Origin of the sequence: Tissierella carlieri (genome assembly GCF_018917285.1) — a bacterium.
GTDB classification, from domain to species: Bacteria; Bacillota; Clostridia; order Tissierellales; family Tissierellaceae; genus Tissierella; species Tissierella carlieri.
The window spans coordinates 1-18,864 of sequence record NZ_JAHLOH010000030.1; the positions used below are offsets into that span (position 1 = coordinate 1).

Sequence of the window (18,864 nt, forward strand, 5' to 3'; positions counted from 1 at the left end):
TATTGATACAATTTTTTGCATGAGGACTTCATCCTTTCTGGGAGGTATTTGTTTTCTAGCAAAAACATTGTACCATACAGAGGTTGGAGTCCTCAATTTTCATTTAAGTTTACAAAACGTTTAAAGATTTAAGGAGGAACTTTATGAAGTTAAATTACAAACGGACCTTTTTTGTAGGACTAGCATTTTTATCTATTTCTGCATTTTGGCAATTATATGATAATATTATACCACTTATTTTACAAAACACCTTTAAAGTTGGGGAAACTATGACAGGAACCATAATGGCTGTTGACAATATCTTAGCTTTATTTTTACTTCCTATTTTCGGTGCTTTATCCGATAGAATAAGGACTAGATTTGGAAGAAGAACTCCTTTTATCGTTATAGGTACAGTCATAGCAGTTATCTCTATGATGATGATTCCTATTGCAGATAATAATCAAAATTTCATATTGTTTTTTATATCTTTAGGTGTAGTACTTCTTTCTATGAGTATCTATCGTTCACCTGCAGTTGCTCTAATGCCTGACATTACACCTAAGCCTCTTAGAAGTAAGGCAAATTCCATAATTAATCTTATGGGTGCAGTAGGAGCTATTTTTACACTTGCAATGATCAGTATATTAATTCCAAAAGAATCTTCACCTAATTATACAAATATATTTTTATCCGTTGCTATTCTAATGGTAGTTGCAGTTGGTATTCTTGTAATTACCATTAGAGAGAATAAATTAGCAAAGGAAGTATCAAGTACTGATTGTACCGAAGATGAAGAATCCCATTTAGATAATCTAAATGAAAGCATAACTATGGATAAAAATGTAAGGCGAAGCCTAAATTTTATATTTGCATCAATATTTTTATGGTTTACAGCATATAATGCTGTCACTACAGCTTTTTCTAGATATGCAATAACGGTTTGGGACTTACAAGGTGGTGGTTTCGCAAATGCCCTTATGGTTGCAACAGGTGCTGCAATTCTATCTTATATCCCTATAGGAATCATATCTAGTAATATAGGTAGAAAGAAAACTATTATTGGTGGTATTGTAATGATGAGTATTTCTTATTTCTTTGGATTTTGGTTTAAGACTTACTCTCCCTTAATCAATGTGGTATTTGCATTTACAGGTATTGGATGGGCTGCTATTAATGTGAATTCGTATCCCATGGTTGTGGAAATGGCTCGTAGTGCTGATGTAGGAAAATATACTGGCTTATATTATATATTCTCTATGTCTGCACAGGTTTTCACCCCAATATTATCTGGATTTTTATTAGAAAATATCTCCTATAGGACATTATTCCCTTATTCATTTGTATTTTCTTTGTTATCCTTGGGCACAATGTTGATGGTTCGTCATGGTGATTCTAAGCCACCAAAGAGAAAAAGCACATTGGAACATTTTGATGTAGAAGATTAGTTTATAGGAGGTTATTTAATGTTTTTCTATATTCTTGGTATCATTTTAATGGTAATTATTCTTTACCTTCTTGCTATTATGCCAGAAACACTAAATAGACCTGACTTAAGCTTATTTTATAAAAGATATTATGCTCATAGAGGCTTTCATAAAGAAAAGTTTATTGCACCTGAAAATTCTATGGCTGCATTTCAGCTGGCAATAAATCATGGATTTGGAATTGAGTTTGATATACAGTTATCAAAAGATCGTGTTCCAGTTGTATTTCATGATTTTAATTTAAAAAGAGTCTGTGGCATAGATAAAAATGTAAATGAATTGACTTTTCAAGAATTAAGAGGACTTACCTTATTTGATTCAAAGGAAAAGATTCCTCATTTAAAGGAAGTAATTGATTTGGTTAATGGACAAGTACCTTTAATAGTGGAAATAAAATCCAGATTTAATTATCTTTCAATTTGTAGTATAGTTGCATCTTATTTAGATAATTACAGTGGGGCATATTGTGTGGAATCTTTCAATCCTTTAGCTGTACTTTGGTATAAAAAAAATAGACCACAGGTTATTAGAGGACAGCTTTCTACAAATTATTTAAAGAGCGAAATTAAACAAAGTAAAATATTTTCTTTTTTATTACAGAACTTAATGTTTAACTTTATTACCAGGCCTCACTTTATTTCATATAACTACAAATATCATGATAACTTATCTTTTATTTTGTGTAAAAGACTTTATAAAGTCACCACTATTGCTTATACTATTCCTTCAAAAATAGAATTAGACAATTATCTTAAGTATTTTGATTTGTTTATTTTTGAAAATTTTTTACCAGATAATCCTTTGAATTAAAGATAATAGAAAATAGCTAAGATTATAATCTTAGCTATTTTCATATTATAATTAATTTTCTGCTAAAAACACATTAATATCAAATTCACCAATATGAGTTTTTAATGGTAGAAGAAGTGCTAATTTATTTGCCATAGAAATAGACTTATATTCGCCTATGATTATTTGTGGTGGGGCAATATCACATATGTAATTATATTCAGTTAAATTTGTTACTGCATTGCCTCCAATAATATTTGCAACTTCACCCAAAGCTGAAGATACAAAGTTGTCTATTTCATGCATTTCCATTCCTGACATTATTCTAACCATCTCTAAAGTCATATCACTAGTAAAACTAAAAAGAATTGTGCCTTTCAAGTCTCCTGTGACTCCAAGAATAACATTGGCATCTTTGCTGCAAACCATGCCCTCTATAGCCTTTAACTGTCCCTTCTCTACATCTGTGTCAAGCATTAATCTAAATACATCCTGAGTTGCCTTATAAAAGGAGTTTAAGTATTCTGCCTTCATTGTGCTTGTCCTCCTTTTTCATTTGCATATTCTCCAATTTTTTGATCCATTTTTCCCACATGCATGATTAGCCATGTCATAAGTTTAGCACTGAATTCTTGTATTTTTTCCTCAGTAAATCCCCCTTGTTCAAAGATTTTAACATAATCATTGATTACTTCTTTAAATTTTCTATGTGCTTCTTTATGTATTTCAATATCTGGATAATTAATTTTTTCTTGATATGCTTCTTCATCATCAAAATGGAATATTACATATTCTTGCATAAACTCCATTGTTTCTTTTACCTTATCTAATCTTTCATTCCAATCACTTTTACTTTGAACAATCTGTATGAACTCTGATAAACGTTTAAAAAGTTCTTTGTGCTGCTCATCAATTAATTCTACACCAACTTTATATTTATCTTTCCACATCATTTTTAATCCCTACCTTCTAAATTATAATATTTAATTATATACCCCATAATCTGATATATTACAACAATAGCTTACACTTAATGTTAAAAATCAATAGCTTTGATGTGGCTTCATGCTCTTAAATATTATATTATAATATCTAGTATCTCAATATCTTGTGGCTGAAGAAAATCTATAAATTTATTACCTACCTGCACTATAGGCTTAGTTTCATTTTGGGGGTGTATATAGACTATTATTCCTGTTGAACCATCACTTAGCAAGACCTTGTTTCCAACATAAAATCTGGATATATTCTTTAGAAAGACTTGAGTAATATTAGGGTCTAATGAGGTGAAACTTTCACGTCTAAGATAATCTGCAGCTCGTAGTGGCGAATCCTTATCTTTATATACTCTATTAGATGTAATAGCATGATATATATCGCATACAGCTATTATTTTTGCATATTCATGTATACTATCTCCTTTAATACCATAAGGATAGCCTGTCCCATTAATTTTTTCGTGATGCTGCAATATACCCTGTAAAATATCTTCATTAAATCTGTTAGTCTCTAATAGCATTTCATAACTGTAAAGAGGATGTTTTTTCATTTCTTCATATTCTTCTGCAGTTAATATACCCGGTTTCTTCAATATTTCATCCGAGATCTTCAACTTTCCAATGTCATGGAAAAGCCCAATTATAGATAAATCCATAATTTTATCTTGAGGATAATTTAGCCACTTTCCCAAAGTTATAGCTAATATGCTTACACCTAAACTATGATTAAACGTATAGTCATCTGTCTTTCGAAGCAATCTCATCTGAGTAAGTATATCTCTTTCTGAGGCTATTTCCTTAACAAAACTATTCATCTCGGAAATTACCGTATCTGATTTTAATTCTTTACCCTCTTTAATCTCATTGAATATATTATCCAGTCTATTTTCTACCTTGGAATATTCTCTAGCAAATCCATCATTGCGAATTCCTTCAGGTATTTCTTCCTCTCTAACAAATACAAAATGTATTCCATGAATATTTAGTTTATCAATGAAAGCCTTTGTTATAGCAGTGTTCTCTGGTATCAATACTGCACCTGTTTTTATATCTACTACGTCCTTGTCCAAGAGCATTCCTATTTCTAATTTATCAATATTAATGAGTTTCCCCAATATACACACCTCCACCGAGATTATATATTACTATTGATCTAATTTATTTTTACACTCTAAAAGGAATAAGGGACTCTTAGTCCCTGTTTCTTATAACCAATAGGAAAGTTCTACTTTAATACCTAATATCAAGAACTTGACCTAATTGAGTTTTAAGCAAATTATGGAAATCTTTGATTTCATGTAAGTCGCTTATGCAGTGGCCAAGAAAAGTTTCTAACTTTTCCTTAGAAGCTTTCCTTATTCTTCTATTATGCCTAATTTTTTTAATACAATATTGTATCCTTCTGAACCATAGTTCAAAGCCCTATTTATTCTACTTATCGTTGCAGTACTAGCACCTGTCTCAGCTTCTATTTCATTGTAAGTTTTATTAGCTTTAAGTAATTTTGCAACCTCGAGCCTTTGTGCTATTGCTTGAATCTCCTTTATAGTGCATATGTCTTCAAAAAACCTATAACACTCTTCCATATTTTCTAAAAGTAAAATCGCTTCAAAAAATCCATCTACCTGATTGGATTTTATCTTTGAATTAAATTCCATATCCTGCCCTCCTAATAAATTATAGTTTCATACTAACGTATTCAAGTGTAAAGTGATAATAATAGCTGGGACTTTGCCCAGCCATTATCTAGAACAATCCTACTATTTCTCCACTTGGTAATATATCAATATTATTTGCAGCTGGAACTTTTGGTAATCCTGGCATTGTCATAATTTCTCCTGTTAGAGCTACTAAGAAACCAGCACCTCTAGATACTTTTATGTCTCTAACAGTAATGTTAAATCCTCTAGGTCTACCAAGTAAAGTCGGGTCATCTGAAAGTGAATATTGAGTTTTTGCCATACAGATTGGCATCTTGTCAAATCCTAATTTTTCTATATTAGCTATTGTTTTCTCGCAAGCCTTAGTGAAGTCAACTCCATCTGCACCATAAACTTCCTTAGCTATCTTTTCAATCTTAGTCTTGATTGAATCTTCTACATCATATAAAGGTTTAAAGTTAGACTCTTTTGTTTCACATACTCTTACTACAGCTTCAGCCATTGCCACTCCGCCTTCGCCACCTTTACCCCAAACTTCTGAAAGAACAGCTTCTGCACCTAATGATTTACATCTTTCAAGTACATAGTTAAGCTCGGCTTCTGTGTCTGTTGGGAATTTGTTAATAGCTACTACTGCTGGTACTCCAAATTTATTGATATTTTCTATATGTTTCTCTAAGTTTTCAAACCCTTTAGCTAATGCTTCTAAGTTCTCATTACCTAGTTCATCTTTCTTAACTCCACCATTGTATTTTAATGCTCTTACTGTAGCTACTATAACGGCAGCATCTGGTTTTAATCCACCGAATCTACATTTAATATCGAAGAATTTTTCTGCACCTAAGTCTGCACCAAAGCCTGCTTCTGTTACTGTGTATTCTGCCATCTTTAAAGCTAATTTTGTAGCTAGCATTGAGTTACATCCATGAGCTATATTTGCAAATGGTCCACCATGAATTAATGCTGGTGTGTTCTCTAATGTTTGAACAAGGTTAGGATTAACTGCATCTTTCATAAGTAATGCCACAGCACCTTGAGCTTGTAAGTCTTTTGCAAATACTGGACTTCCATCATATTTATATGCTACGATAATTTCTCCAACTCTAGCCTTGAAGTCTTCTAAGTCTTTTGATAAACAGAAAATTGCCATTATCTCTGAAGCAACTGTTATATCAAATCCATCTTCTCTTGGCATTCCATTTGGTTTTCCGCCTAATCCGATTACAATATCTCTTAATGCTCTATCATTCATATCAAGAACTCTTTTCCAAACTACTCTTCTTGGATCAATATTTAATACGTTTCCTTGATGAATGTGGTTATCTAATAAAGCTGAAATTAAATTGTGAGCTGTAGTTATCGCATGGAAGTCACCTGTAAAATGAAGATTGATATCTTCCATAGGTACTACTTGAGAATATCCACCACCAGCAGCACCGCCTTTAACTCCAAAGCTAGGTCCAAGTGAAGGTTCTCTAAGTGCTGTTATTGCAGTTTTACCTATTTTATTTAATCCCATTGAAAGACCTATATTTGTAGTAGTCTTACCTTCGCCTGCTGGAGTAGGATTAATTGCTGTAACTAAAACTAGTTTTCCGTCTGGCTTGTCTTTTAATTCCTCTAAAAGTCCTAAAGATACCTTTGCCTTATACTTTCCATAATGTATAAGTTTTTCTTCGTCTATCCCTAACTTCGCTGCCACCTCAGATATAGGTAACATTGTTGCCTCTTGAGCAATTTGCACGTCTGTTTTCATACTTAATCCTCCTTGTGTTTATTTTTGTACTAACTATTATTTAAATTACCTAAGTAAATTATACCCGAATTAATATATACCCTTTTTAATATGGTCAATCACTTTTATTCCAATTTTCTAATTTTTTAGCCTATTACTAATGAATACTTAAACTACAATTACTATATAGTATTATAACAGAACAATAAGATTTTGGAAATCTTTTTCAACAAAAAAAGCAGGTTTTATCCTGCTCTATGAGTTAATTAATTGACAATTATAGTTTTCCCAATATCTTTCCTATAATTCATACCATCAAATTTAATTTTATCTATATTTGAATAGATTTTTTTTCTAGCTTCTTCTATAGTATATCCTAAACTAGTAACAGATAAAACTCTTCCTCCATTTGTAATTAAAGTTCTATCTATTTTCTTTGTTCCATTATGAAAAAGTATAATATCCTTATCTAACTCATCTACCCCAGTAATTATAGATCCTTTTTCATATTCATTAGGATATCCCTTAGATGTAATGACTACAGTAACACAAGCTTTCTCTTTCCATATTAAATCTGATTTTTCTAATGTTCCATCTATTGTATTTTGGAATATATCTATTATATCTGATTCAAGCCTTGGGATTAATACTTCTGTTTCAGGATCACCAAATCTTACATTAAATTCTAAAACCTTAGGCTCATCACTCACTATCATCAGACCAATAAATAATATTCCTCTAAAATCCATTTTTTCTGAATCTAATCCGACTCTTATGTTATTAAGTATGTTTTTTTCAATTTTTTTATTTAACTCATCATCAAAAAGTGGACTAGGAGAGAAGCAACCAACTCCTCCTGTATTTGGTCCTTCATCGTCCTCATATATTTTTTTATAATCTTTAGCAGATTCCATTGGAATTATTTTATCCTTAGTAACTACACAAAGAAGAGAAGCTTCTATACCATCTAAAAATTCTTCTATAACAACCTTTTCTCCCTCAGATCCAAAGACTTTTTCTCCTAAAATATCTTTTAATGTATTCATTGCTTCATCTTCACTTTGGCAAATAACTACACCTTTTCCAGCACATAGTCCATCTGCCTTTATAACTAATGGATAAGTGAATTCCCTAAGTCCTTCTATCGCTTCATTTAAATTAGTATATGTCTTATATTTAGCAGTAGGAATATTATATTTCTCCATAAATCCTTTAGAAAAATCCTTACTCCCTTCAAGCTTAGCACATTCCTTGTTAACTCCAAAAATTTTCATTCCTTTTTCTTGGAATTTATCTATTATACCTAGTACTAAAGGTAATTCTGGTCCTACTACAGTTAAATCTATATGATTCTCCATAGCAAATTGAACTAACTTATCTATTTCATCAACATTTATAGCTATATTTTCGGCTATCTCACCAGTTCCACCATTCCCAGGTGCACAATAAATCTTACTTACTTTCTGACTCTTAGCTATTTTCCAACATAATGCATGTTCTCTACCACCACTGCCTATAACTAATACTTTCATTTTCTTACCTCCTAGGCATTAATGTTTGAAATGTCTTATACCAGTGATTATCATAGCAATACCATTCTTATCTGCTTCTTCTATTACTTCACTATCCTTTAGTGAGCCCCCTGGTTGAATTATTGCTGTAATTCCTGCTTTGGCTAATAATTCTATGGAGTCTTTAAATGGGAAGAATCCATCAGATGCTAAGACTGCTCCTTTGACCTTTTCCCCTGCTCTTTCTATTGCATTCTGCACCGCCCATACCCTATTTACTTCCCCAAGACCAATACCTATGGTTGCTTTATCCTTAACTATGACTACTCCGTTGGATTTTACACTCTTTGCGGCTTTCCAAGCAAATAATAAATCTTCCATCTCTTCCTTAGTAGGCTGATTCTTGGTTACTACCTTTAATTCTTCATTTAATAAAATATTATCTTTATCTTGTATTAGTAGTCCACCTAATACTTTCTTTATATCTAATTCTTTATATTCCCTGTCTGTAATATTGTTTATCTGTAGGATTCTTATATTTTTCTTTTGAGTGAGTATTTCTAATGCTTTTTCAGTGAAAGATGGAGCCATTACTATTTCTATAAAAATTTCATTTATTTTTTCTGCAATCTTCTCATTTATTTCTCTATTAGCTGCTATTATTCCTCCGAATATAGATACCTTATCACATTCATATGCTTTTTCATAAGCTTCTAGTATGTCTTCTCCACTGCCAATACCACAAGGATTAGCATGCTTTACAGCCACTACAGTAGGTTCATCAAATTCTTTTAGTGCTTCAATACAACCATTTCCATCATTAATATTGTTGAAGGAAAGTTCCTTTCCATGAAGCTGTATGGCTCCTGCTAGAGTTCCTTCTTTCTTCCCTACTTCCCTATAAAATGCTGCTCTTTGATGCGGATTTTCTCCATACCTTAACTCTTCTTTGGATTTATAGGCCAAAGTTAATCTCTCTGGGAATATAACCTCTTCTATTTCATTAAAATAATTTGATATTAATGTGTCATAATAAGCTGTATAGTTGAAAACCTTTCTTGCTAAATATTGTCTTGTTTTGAAGGTAGTTTCATTATTCTCCTTTAGCTCTCTTAATACAATTTCATAATCGGAAGGATCTACTATTACTGTTACATCTTTATAGTTTTTAGCTGCCGCTCTAATCATAGATGGACCACCAATATCTATATTCTCAATAATTTCTTCGTGAGTTACACCTGATTTATTTATTGTCTCTTCAAAAGGATAGAGATTATTAACCACTATATCAATAGGATTTATTTTCATATCTTCAATTGTTTTTACATGATTATCATCATCTCTTCTGTACAAAAGTCCACCATGAATATAGGGGTTTAAAGTCTTTACCCTTCCATCTAGTATTTCGGGGAAATTAGTTACATCTTCAACTTCCATTACTTTTATTCCAGCTTCTTTTAAAATTCTATAGGTTCCTCCAGTCGATATTATTTCCCAGCCTAGTTTCTCTAATTCTGAGGCAAATTCAACAATACCTTCCTTATGAAAAACACTGATTAATGCCCTTTTCATCATCTCACCTCTGTTTTATAATCACTTTTCTTCTTTCAATGATTAAACTGCCTTCACAATATAATTTCACTGCCTGTACTAAGAGTTTATGTTCTATCTTTAGTACCTTTTCTTTTAAGGTATCCACCGTATCTTCACTATCAACATATACAATTTCTTGAAGTATTATAGGGCCCGTATCTGTTCCCTCATCTACAAAATGAACTGTAGCCCCTGTTATCTTTACACCATAATCTAAAACCCCTTGATGTACCTTTTCACCATAATATCCTTTTCCACAAAAACTAGGTATCAAGGAAGGATGGATATTTATTATTCTTCCATTAAATTCCTCTATAAGTTCTTTAGATAGTACCTTTAAATATCCTGCCAAGATAATTAATTCTACATTTCTTGCTTTAAACTCTTTTATTAATTCTAGATTATATTCTTCTTCACTATTAAATAACTTCCTATCTAAATAAATGCTTTCTATTCCTGCATCCTTTCCCCTAGTTAAACCATAAGCTTCTTTTCTGTTGGAAATAATTAATTTTATTTCTCCATCTATATTTCCATTTTTAATATTATCTATTATAGATTGTAGATTAGTACCTCCACCAGAAATTAGAACACCTATCTTTACTGGTGACATAATACTACTCCTTCAGTACCTTTTTTAACTTCACCAAGTAATACAAATTCTTCTTTTTGCTCTTTTAAATATTTTGTAATATCATCTAATTCATTTTTATCTACCGCAATAACCATACCTATTCCCATATTAAAAGTACCGTACATCTCATCTTTAGCAATGCCACCCCATTTTTGTAAAAGATTGAATATAGTTTGAGTATTTATTTTAGTAGTGTCTATATGAGCTGTTAGTCCTTCTGGCAGCATTCTTGGAATATTTTCATAAAATCCTCCACCAGTTATATGACTAAGACCTTTAATATTAAATTTCTGCACCAAGTTATATACTGGATTTGTATATATTCTAGTTGGTTTTAGAAGTTCCTCACCTATAGTGCATCCTAGTTCTTCTATATATTGGTTTACATCCATCTTTTCCTTTTCAAATATTATTTTTCTGACTAAAGAAAATCCATTGCTATGAACTCCACTAGATGGTAACCCTATGATAAAGTCGCCTTCTTCTATTGCAGATCCGTTTATTATCTTCTTCTTGTCTACTACTCCTACACAAAATCCCGCAACATCATATTCATCTTCTTTATAAAATCCAGGCATTTCAGCAGTTTCTCCACCAATTAGGGCACAACATGCTTTGATGCAGCCATTAGATACACCTTCTACAATACTTGCCATCTTTTCAGGAATAAGTTTTCCTGTGGCTATATAATCTAAGAAAAATAAGGGCTTAGCTCCTTGACAAAGAATATCATTAGCACACATAGCTACACAATCTTCTCCTATGGTATTATGTTTATCCATCATAAAAGCAAGTCTTAGCTTAGTACCTACTCCATCCGTTCCTGATACTAAAACTGGTTCTTCATAGGACTTAGTATCTAATTGAAACAAGCCTGCAAATCCACCTATATCTGATAAAACCCCTGGGATATGAGTTTTCTTTATCATTCCCTTTATAAGCTGTACCTCTTTATATCCTGCTTCTTTATCTACACCTGCATCCTTATAAGTTAAACTCACGATAAACCCTCCCTGTTTTTAGTGAATAACTAATAGTGAATAGTTAATAGTCGAAAAGACTAAAAGACCCCAAATCCTTACCCTAAGCTATTCACTTTTCACTCTTCACTATATTTACTATAGGATACTCTCCGCTCAAGCATCCCGTACAAAATCCTTCTCCACCTGAGGCCTTTAGTAATCCCTCAATGGATAAATATTCTAAGGAATCCACTCCTATTAATTCTCTTATTTCTTCCTTTGACATTTGAGCTGCTATTAAATTCTTTCTATTAGGTGAGTCCATCCATAAATGACATGAGTAAAGAACGGGAGGTGAAGATATTCTAACATGTATCTCTTTAGCACCTGCATTTTTTATCATTTCAATAGTTCTTTTTATGGTAGTACCTCTTACTATGGAATCATCTACTAGAATCACTCTCTTTCCTTCAACATTTTCCTTTAATACATTAAGTTTAATTCTAACTCCCTGCTCTCTTAGTTCTTGAGTTGGTTCTATAAATGTTCTCCCTACATATCTATTTTTTATTAGCCCTTCTGCATATGGAATGCCTGATTCTTCTGCATATCCTATAGCTGGTATTGTTCCAGAATCTGGAGCACCTATAACAATATCTGCATCTACAGCAGCCTCTCTAGCCAACTCTTTTCCAGCTTCTATCCTTGATAAATAAATACTCTTACCATCTAATTTACTGTCTGGTCTTGCAAAATATATTATTTCAAATAAGCAAGGTTTCTTACTATTTGTATCCTTTTTTATAGATTTGACTCCACTTTCATTTATGACAATAATCTCTCCCGGTTCAATATCCCTTATAAACTCAGCACCTATAGTATCAAAGGCACAGGTTTCTGATGCTAAGATATAATCTTCTCCGAATTTACCTAGGGAAAGAGGCTTAACTCCATATGGATCTCTTGCACCTATTAATTTATCTGTTGTCATCATAACTAGTCCATAGGTTCCTTTTATAGTATCTAGAGCCTTTATTATGGCGTCTTCCACATTATCCTTATGATACCTTGCTATTAGATTAGCTATGACTTCTGTATCTAATTGGGATTGAAATATGGCACCATTGTCCTCTAACTCATCTCGTAACTTTTCAAAGTTTACTACAGCTCCGTCATGAGCCAATGCCAGTGCACCTCTCTTATATCCTACAACTAAGGGCTGTGCATTTACAGTAGTTGTATCTCCCACAGTTGCATATCTAACATGTCCTATTCCAATATTTCCTCGAAGTCTTTCCATAGTTTCCTTTGGAAAGACTTCATGTACTAGTCCTAAGTCCTTAAAGTAATCAACAAAACCATTGTTATTCACTGCAATACCTGTACTTACTTGACCTCTATGTTGTAGTGCATATAAACCATAGTATATTATTTTTGATACATCATTTCTTTTTTTGCTATAAATTCCTACAACTCCACTCAAGATTGCACCTTCTCTCTAGTTAGTTTCTTTGCAGTTTCGCAACTCAAATTTATTTGCTCCCTTCCCTCGCATGAACTTGGTCCTAACGGACACTCCTAATGATAAATTCTACATTAAGGTTGGCGTTCGTTGCGTTTGACCTACTAAAGCTCACTATCGTTCGCTAAGTTAGGTCATTTCCCGCAGTCTCACTGCACAAATTCTTTTGCTCATTGTCATTCGCATGAATTTGGCGTTCGTTGCGTTTGACCTACTAAAGCTCACTATCGTTCGCTAAGTTAGGTCATAAACCTCTCTATCCATCTTTTCTACTTCTTCTGCCATCTCTTTCTTATATTCCTTGAATTTTTCCCTTAATTCAGGATATTTTATAGAAAGCATCTGAACAGCTAGAAGTCCTCCGTTTTCTCCTCCATCTATGGCTACAGTAGCTACTGGAACACCCTTTGGCATTTGTACCACAGAAAGAAGTGAATCCAATCCATCCATAGTGGAGGATTTAGCAGGGATTCCTATTACAGGAAGAGGGGTTACTCCTGCTAATACTCCAGCTAGATGGGCTGCTTTTCCAGCTATGGCAATAATAACTTCTGTATTGTTTTTCTCAGCATTTTCAGCAAATTCGACAGCCTTATATGGAGTTCTATGAGCTGATATTACTCTGACCTCATAATCCACTCCAAATTTATCAAAAATTTTAGTTACTTTCTCTGATATAGGTTTATCTGATATACTTCCCATTAATATACTAACTTTCATCTCCTACTCCCCCTATTTAAAGTATTTTATACCTGATTCAAATATCTTATGTTTTCCTATTATATCTGAATTCTTATATAATCCATTTCCTACTCTATCTATAGAGGAAATAGTACCAAGTATCCTTCCATCAGAACTGGTCATAGATTCTATACAGCATACAGATCCTGTTGGATTCTCACCTATAAATTGAGTTGAAATTTGTCCCTTAGCTATTAGATCATCTATATTCTCCCCTATTACTCTTCCTTCTTTTGTAGCTACTGGTACAGTATATACATCTCCTGCTGTCATATCATTAAACCAAGGTGATAAATTTGAACTTACCTTAATATTGGCTAATCTTGAGATAAATTCTCCATTCTTGTTATAGGTAATATTTGTTGAAGGAGCCATAAGTCCTAGTTTCATCAATCCTAAGAAGCCAGCACCTACTCCAAGGATTAATCCATCTCTCTTGTATAGATGATTATTGATTTCTTCCATTGCATAGGGATTGCTTAATATCAATTTCATTAATTTTCCACCAGTTTCTGGTTCATCACCTAATAATGAACCATTTGGTAATCCAATTATTTGACATCCCTTGATTTTCTCTGTTAACTCCTTATATGATTCTTCCATGTCTCTGAAAGTTAAGGTCTTAAACACAAAGGTATCTACTTCACCACCAGCTTGTTCAAAGCATCTAGCCATAGTATATTCGCCATGAGTTCCTGCAAATATTGGTATTAAAACCCTTGGCTTTGCTATACTAGTTTTTCTCGTAATTATATTTCCTTTTTCAAACTTACTATTTTCTGTATTAGTTTTATCTTTATATGTTGGAAATACTTCTTCCAATGGCTCTTCGAAGAATTTAATTAAAGAATCTAATTGAATGATTTCTTTATCTATTCCTATATGCTCTGCTTCTATTGTAGTTCCAAGGACTCTATAATTAATGTTTCCTAATACTGCTTCGTCCTTCAATTCAATTATTATTGAGCCGTACAGTGGCTTAAACAAATCTTCTTTGCTTACTTCATTAAATCTAAATCCTATTTTATTGCCCATAGCCATTTCAGTAATAGATCTTGCAATCCCACCAAATTTAACTGTGGAGGCTGAAATTATTTCACCTTTCTCTATTAATTCTTTAATCGTGGAATAATTTGACTTTAGTTGATTGAAATCAATCATACCATCTTCATCTATATCCAATTTTATTAAAGCCACGGTTGAACCAGTATTTTTAAATTCTGGAGATATAATATTCTCTACTTTATCTGTAGTTACTGCAAAACTAACTAGGGTTGGCGGAACATGAATATCTTCAAAAGTACCACTCATACTATCCTTTCCGCCTATACTTGGAGTATCTAATTGTTTTTGCACCAGAAATGCGCCAAGTAGTGCAGAAAATGGTTTTCCCCATTTAATTGGATCGTTCCCAAGTCTTTCAAAATATTCTTGGAAGGTTAACCTTATCTTTCTATAATCTCCACCCATAGCTACAATCTTTGCAACGGATTCTATAACAGCATAATATCCACCGTGGAATGGACTCCATTTTGAAAGCTTTGGTTCATAACCATAACTCATTAAAGAGCAAGTATTTGTCTCTCCTTCTAATACAGGAATCTTCGCAACCATTCCCTCTGCTGGAGTAAGACCATATTTCCCACCTAATGGCATCAATACAGTACTTGACCCTACAGTATGATCAAATCCTTCTACTAAACCCTTTTGGCTACAGATGTTCAAATCCTTTATATTTTCTACAAATGCATCTACGATATTTTTTCCTTCTACATGAGATGGCATTTTATCTAAATATAATTCTCCAATAGGTTGTTCTATATTAACTTTATTCTTCTTTCTTATACCATTGGTATCTAAGAAACTCCTCTTGATATTGACAATAGTTTTTCCTCTCCATACCATCTTAAGAGTTTTTTCTTCTGTAACCTTAGCTACTACTGTGCCTTCTGAATCCTCCGCTTCAACAAAGGACATAAATCTTTCTAGATTTTCAGGTGCAATAACAACTGCCATCCTCTCTTGTGACTCGGATAATGCAATCTCTGTGCCGTCAAGACCAGAATATTTTAGTGGTACTTTATCTAATTCAATAAAAAGTCCATCTGCCAATTCTCCTATTGCTACTGAAACTCCCCCAGCACCAAAATCATTACATTTTTTAATCATCTTAGATACTTCTTCATTCCTAAATAAACGAACTATTTTCCTTTCTACTGCTGGATTTCCCTTCTGTACTTCTGCACCTGATGTGTGTAGGGATTCCTCTGTATGTTCCTTAGATGAACCAACTGCTCCACCTAATCCATCTCTACCTGTTTTACCACCTACTAGGACAATCAAATCTCCTGGCTCAGAATTTCCTCTATATACAGCTTCCTTTGGAGCAGCAGCAACTAGTGCTCCTAATTCCATTCTCTTGGCCATATAACCTTTGTCATATATTTCTTTAACATATCCTGTTGCAGCACCTATTTGATATCCATAGGAACTATATCCTGTCTTCGCAGTCTGAGTGATTTTCCTTTGAGGTAATTTCCCAGGCAAAGTATCTTCATATTTTTGTCTTGGATCTGCTGCCCCTGTGATCCTCATAGCCTGATATACGTAAGCTCTACCTGATAACGGATCTCTTATTGCACCTCCGAGGCAAGTAGATGCACCACCAAAAGGTTCCATCTCTGTAGGATGATTATGAGTCTCATTTTTAAACATCAATAGCCATTTTTCATTTGTACCATTAACGTCTACATCTATTTCAATGCTGGCAGCATTGACCTCATCTGATTCTTCTTTATCATTTAATAGACCCTTTTTCTTTGTTTCCTTCATATTGATAGTAGCCAAATCCATTAAGCAAACTGGTCTTTCTTTGTTTTCATAAACAAATTCTCTAGATTTTACATATTCATCTAATGATTTTTGGAATACTTCTTTATACTTTCCTGCATCCATAGATATATCTGTAATCTCTGTCATGAAGGTAGTATGTCTACAGTGATCTGACCAATAAGTGTCTATTAGCTTTAACTCAGTAATAGTTGGATTCCTATCTTCATCTTTAAAATACTTTTGGCAGAATAAAATGTCTTCTATATCCATACCTATTCCATATTTTGATTTAAAAGATATAAGCTCATTTTCTGTCATCTCTATAAAACCATCTATTATTTCAATTTCTTCTGTTGCTTCAGTTTCTTTTTCAAAGATAAAGCTATCTATGGCAACTTCCTTCATCTCTATTGGATTTATATAATATTTCTTTATTTTATTTAGTTCTTCTTCTGTTATATTTTCTAAAATTATTATCTTTGAATTTTGCACTATTATATTTTCATTCTTAGTTAATATCCTAATCATCTGATTTGTAGAGTCTTCTCTTTGATTATATTGACCTTTTAGATACTCAACTCTAAATAATCTTTCATTGTCTTTAATTGGAAGGTTATTTTCATATTTATTATCTAAGATTTCTTCAAAGAGTATTTCCTTTACTATCAGTTCTTTTTCTTCTTCTGTCACATTGATTAAATCATATACATTTACTGTTCTTACTTTACTTAAATCTTCTATTCCTAAATAATCTCTAAAATCTTTTAATAGCAATTGTCCTTCAGTATTAAACTCTTCATTCTTCTCGATAAAAATTCTTTTAAAATCCAAATTTAACCCTCCTCAAAAAATTAAATTAAGCCCAGCCGGGTAGGCAAAGCGAAACCTACCCGACTGGGCTTTTATCCCTTCGGTGTAATACTGTCCATACAGTATCTGTACCGCTCGGTCCAGCAAGACAAAATCTTCGGAACCCTAGGTACACTTTCGCCCATAGTTAAATGATTTTCGGTCATTTTGTAGAGACGTCCCAACCATATTATGGGACTTATATGAGCACCGTATTCATTATTTATTACACTTACATATTAACAGTATGATTTATATATGTCAAGAGTTGTTTATTATAATATTTTTTCAAATGCAATTCTCTTACTTTTATCCTCTAAGTAAATCACACCACAATACTGGAAACAATTTTTAGCCAGTAAACTTTGCATTGATAAATTATCTTCATGGGTATCCACCCTAATGCTATTTATACTTCTATTTATGCAAATATCCTCTATGTTTTTGAAAATAATGGATACTATTCCCAATCCTTTATAATTAGAATCAATAGCTATTCTATGAATCACTGCATATTCTTCATTGCTTATCCATTTGCCATCGTAAATATTCTTATAGTTTTTTTCTTCTCCAAAAATAGCTACTACAGTACCAACAACATTATTATCTTTTACTAATACATAGCTTACTCCATCTTTTATATCATTTTTCACTACTTCATAATTAGGATAATTATTATTCCATTGATCAATTCCTTGTTCCTTCATATATGCCTTTGCTTGATTAAAAATATTCATAATACTGTCAATATCTGATTCGACGGTTTTTCTAAATTCCATTTTACTCCTCCTTTAAGGCTCAAACAGTAGAGCCTGCTCATTAATCTTTATTTTCAATTTATTCTTATAATGTTACTAGATTTCTTATCAATGAGAATAATTTATAGCGCTGGATTCTTTTTCTAAATATCTAATCAAAACAATAATTGTAAAGAATAATGATAGTACAAATATTGAAAAACCAAATGCCGCTTTAAATACACCTGTGGCGAAAAGAAATGCTATGACTTTCTTTGCAATATTATCACATATCTTTTCATCCCTGTATTTCAATCTATATGAATACCAAAACAATGTTATGAAACCTCCTGATGCAACTAATGAAAGGATAACTCCTGCCACAAAAGCTACTATTTTGATTAGAAAAATTTCTTTATCACACATTTGCAGCTCAGTAGTATAAAAACTATAAAAACCAGTCATAACATTATATATCCAAAAGAATCCAAATAAGTAACAAACAAACTTTAGTATCTTTATTTTATCCCTATTCATAATGTCCTCTCAAAATATTATATTTTCTCATTTAAGCCTATTGAAGCTCATATTACTACATAATTAATAATTATATTGATTTCATAAATTTTTTTATCAAATTTCTTTTGAAATTTTTTATTTTTGTTGTATCATGATTCATCGAATATATACCAAATAGTACCAATGCAATACCTACTCCCATTCCAAAACAATAAATACCTTCTGGCATTTTTATGAATTGTTTTGAGCCTAATAGAATACTATTAATCAGTAATCCCCAAATTATATACCCGTTCATTTGATTATTCTTCATTT

The 18,864-nt window shown here is 32.4% G+C and carries 17 protein-coding genes and 1 riboswitch; of the genes, 2 read left to right on the plus strand and 15 right to left on the minus strand.

Annotated features, from left to right (window positions below; translation table 11 throughout):
- Positions 1-143 precede the first annotated feature (143 nt).
- Both KQI38_RS08960 and KQI38_RS08965 read left to right on the plus strand, forming a co-directional pair.
- Positions 144-1,427, plus strand: coding sequence for an MFS transporter (locus tag KQI38_RS08960; protein ID WP_216558385.1), 1,284 nt, complete (start codon positions 144-146; stop codon positions 1,425-1,427).
- A gap of 18 nt (positions 1,428-1,445) precedes the next feature.
- Entirely contained in the window at positions 1,446-2,276 is an 831-nt protein-coding gene (locus KQI38_RS08965; RefSeq protein ID WP_216558388.1) for a glycerophosphodiester phosphodiesterase family protein, read from the plus strand.
- A 51-nt stretch (positions 2,277-2,327) separates the two neighbouring features.
- On the opposite strand, the gene KQI38_RS08970 is transcribed toward KQI38_RS08965, so the two are convergent.
- From KQI38_RS08970 to KQI38_RS09040, 15 genes are all read right to left on the minus strand, one after another.
- Positions 2,328-2,789 (minus strand): chemotaxis protein CheX, encoded by a 462-nt coding sequence (locus KQI38_RS08970; protein WP_094899828.1) that lies wholly within the window; start codon positions 2,787-2,789, stop codon positions 2,328-2,330.
- Positions 2,786-3,208, minus strand: a complete 423-nt coding sequence (locus KQI38_RS08975) for a bacteriohemerythrin (RefSeq protein ID WP_094899827.1) — start codon at positions 3,206-3,208, stop codon at positions 2,786-2,788. Before KQI38_RS08975 ends, KQI38_RS08970 begins: the two co-directional genes overlap by 4 nt.
- 125 nt (positions 3,209-3,333) lie before the next feature.
- Entirely contained in the window at positions 3,334-4,368 is a 1,035-nt protein-coding gene (locus KQI38_RS08980) for an HD-GYP domain-containing protein (RefSeq protein ID WP_216558390.1), read from the minus strand.
- Positions 4,369-4,608: 240 nt separating this feature from the next.
- On the minus strand, positions 4,609-4,911 hold the full coding sequence (locus tag KQI38_RS08985; RefSeq protein WP_094899825.1) for a YerC/YecD family TrpR-related protein: 303 nt from the start codon (positions 4,909-4,911) through the stop codon (positions 4,609-4,611).
- An 88-nt stretch (positions 4,912-4,999) separates the two neighbouring features.
- Positions 5,000-6,670: a formate--tetrahydrofolate ligase gene (locus KQI38_RS08990; RefSeq protein WP_216558392.1), complete on the minus strand. Its 1,671-nt coding sequence runs from the start codon at positions 6,668-6,670 to the stop codon at positions 5,000-5,002.
- Between the two features lie 245 nt (positions 6,671-6,915).
- Entirely contained in the window at positions 6,916-8,181 is a 1,266-nt protein-coding gene (purD, locus tag KQI38_RS08995; RefSeq protein WP_216558395.1) for a phosphoribosylamine--glycine ligase, read from the minus strand.
- An 18-nt stretch (positions 8,182-8,199) separates the two neighbouring features.
- Complete coding sequence (gene purH / locus KQI38_RS09000; protein WP_338114457.1) at positions 8,200-9,732, minus strand: bifunctional phosphoribosylaminoimidazolecarboxamide formyltransferase/IMP cyclohydrolase; 1,533 nt, start codon at positions 9,730-9,732, stop codon at positions 8,200-8,202.
- 4 nt (positions 9,733-9,736) lie between these two features.
- The gene (gene purN, locus KQI38_RS09005) at positions 9,737-10,366 is read right to left on the minus strand and encodes a phosphoribosylglycinamide formyltransferase (RefSeq protein ID WP_216558402.1); all 630 of its coding nucleotides are present in this window, start codon (positions 10,364-10,366) and stop codon (positions 9,737-9,739) included.
- Positions 10,354-11,388, minus strand: a complete 1,035-nt coding sequence (purM, locus tag KQI38_RS09010) for a phosphoribosylformylglycinamidine cyclo-ligase (protein WP_216558405.1) — start codon at positions 11,386-11,388, stop codon at positions 10,354-10,356. Before purM ends, purN begins: the two co-directional genes overlap by 13 nt.
- Positions 11,389-11,479: 91 nt before the next feature.
- The gene (purF, locus tag KQI38_RS09015; protein WP_216558408.1) at positions 11,480-12,832 is read right to left on the minus strand and encodes an amidophosphoribosyltransferase; all 1,353 of its coding nucleotides are present in this window, start codon (positions 12,830-12,832) and stop codon (positions 11,480-11,482) included.
- 273 nt (positions 12,833-13,105) lie between these two features.
- Positions 13,106-13,591, minus strand: a complete 486-nt coding sequence (gene purE, locus KQI38_RS09020) for a 5-(carboxyamino)imidazole ribonucleotide mutase (protein ID WP_216558411.1) — start codon at positions 13,589-13,591, stop codon at positions 13,106-13,108.
- Between the two features lie 12 nt (positions 13,592-13,603).
- On the minus strand, positions 13,604-17,275 hold the full coding sequence (locus KQI38_RS09025; protein ID WP_216558414.1) for a phosphoribosylformylglycinamidine synthase: 3,672 nt from the start codon (positions 17,273-17,275) through the stop codon (positions 13,604-13,606).
- 143 nt (positions 17,276-17,418) lie between these two features.
- Positions 17,419-17,520: riboswitch (purine riboswitch) on the minus strand.
- A gap of 48 nt (positions 17,521-17,568) precedes the next feature.
- Positions 17,569-18,072: a GNAT family N-acetyltransferase gene (locus tag KQI38_RS09030; RefSeq protein ID WP_216558418.1), complete on the minus strand. Its 504-nt coding sequence runs from the start codon at positions 18,070-18,072 to the stop codon at positions 17,569-17,571.
- An 87-nt stretch (positions 18,073-18,159) separates the two neighbouring features.
- The gene (locus KQI38_RS09035) at positions 18,160-18,567 is read right to left on the minus strand and encodes a hypothetical protein (RefSeq protein ID WP_216558421.1); all 408 of its coding nucleotides are present in this window, start codon (positions 18,565-18,567) and stop codon (positions 18,160-18,162) included.
- A 70-nt stretch (positions 18,568-18,637) separates the two neighbouring features.
- The gene (locus KQI38_RS09040) at positions 18,638-18,862 is read right to left on the minus strand and encodes a hypothetical protein (protein ID WP_216558423.1); all 225 of its coding nucleotides are present in this window, start codon (positions 18,860-18,862) and stop codon (positions 18,638-18,640) included.
- Between the last annotated feature and the right edge of the window lie 2 nt (positions 18,863-18,864).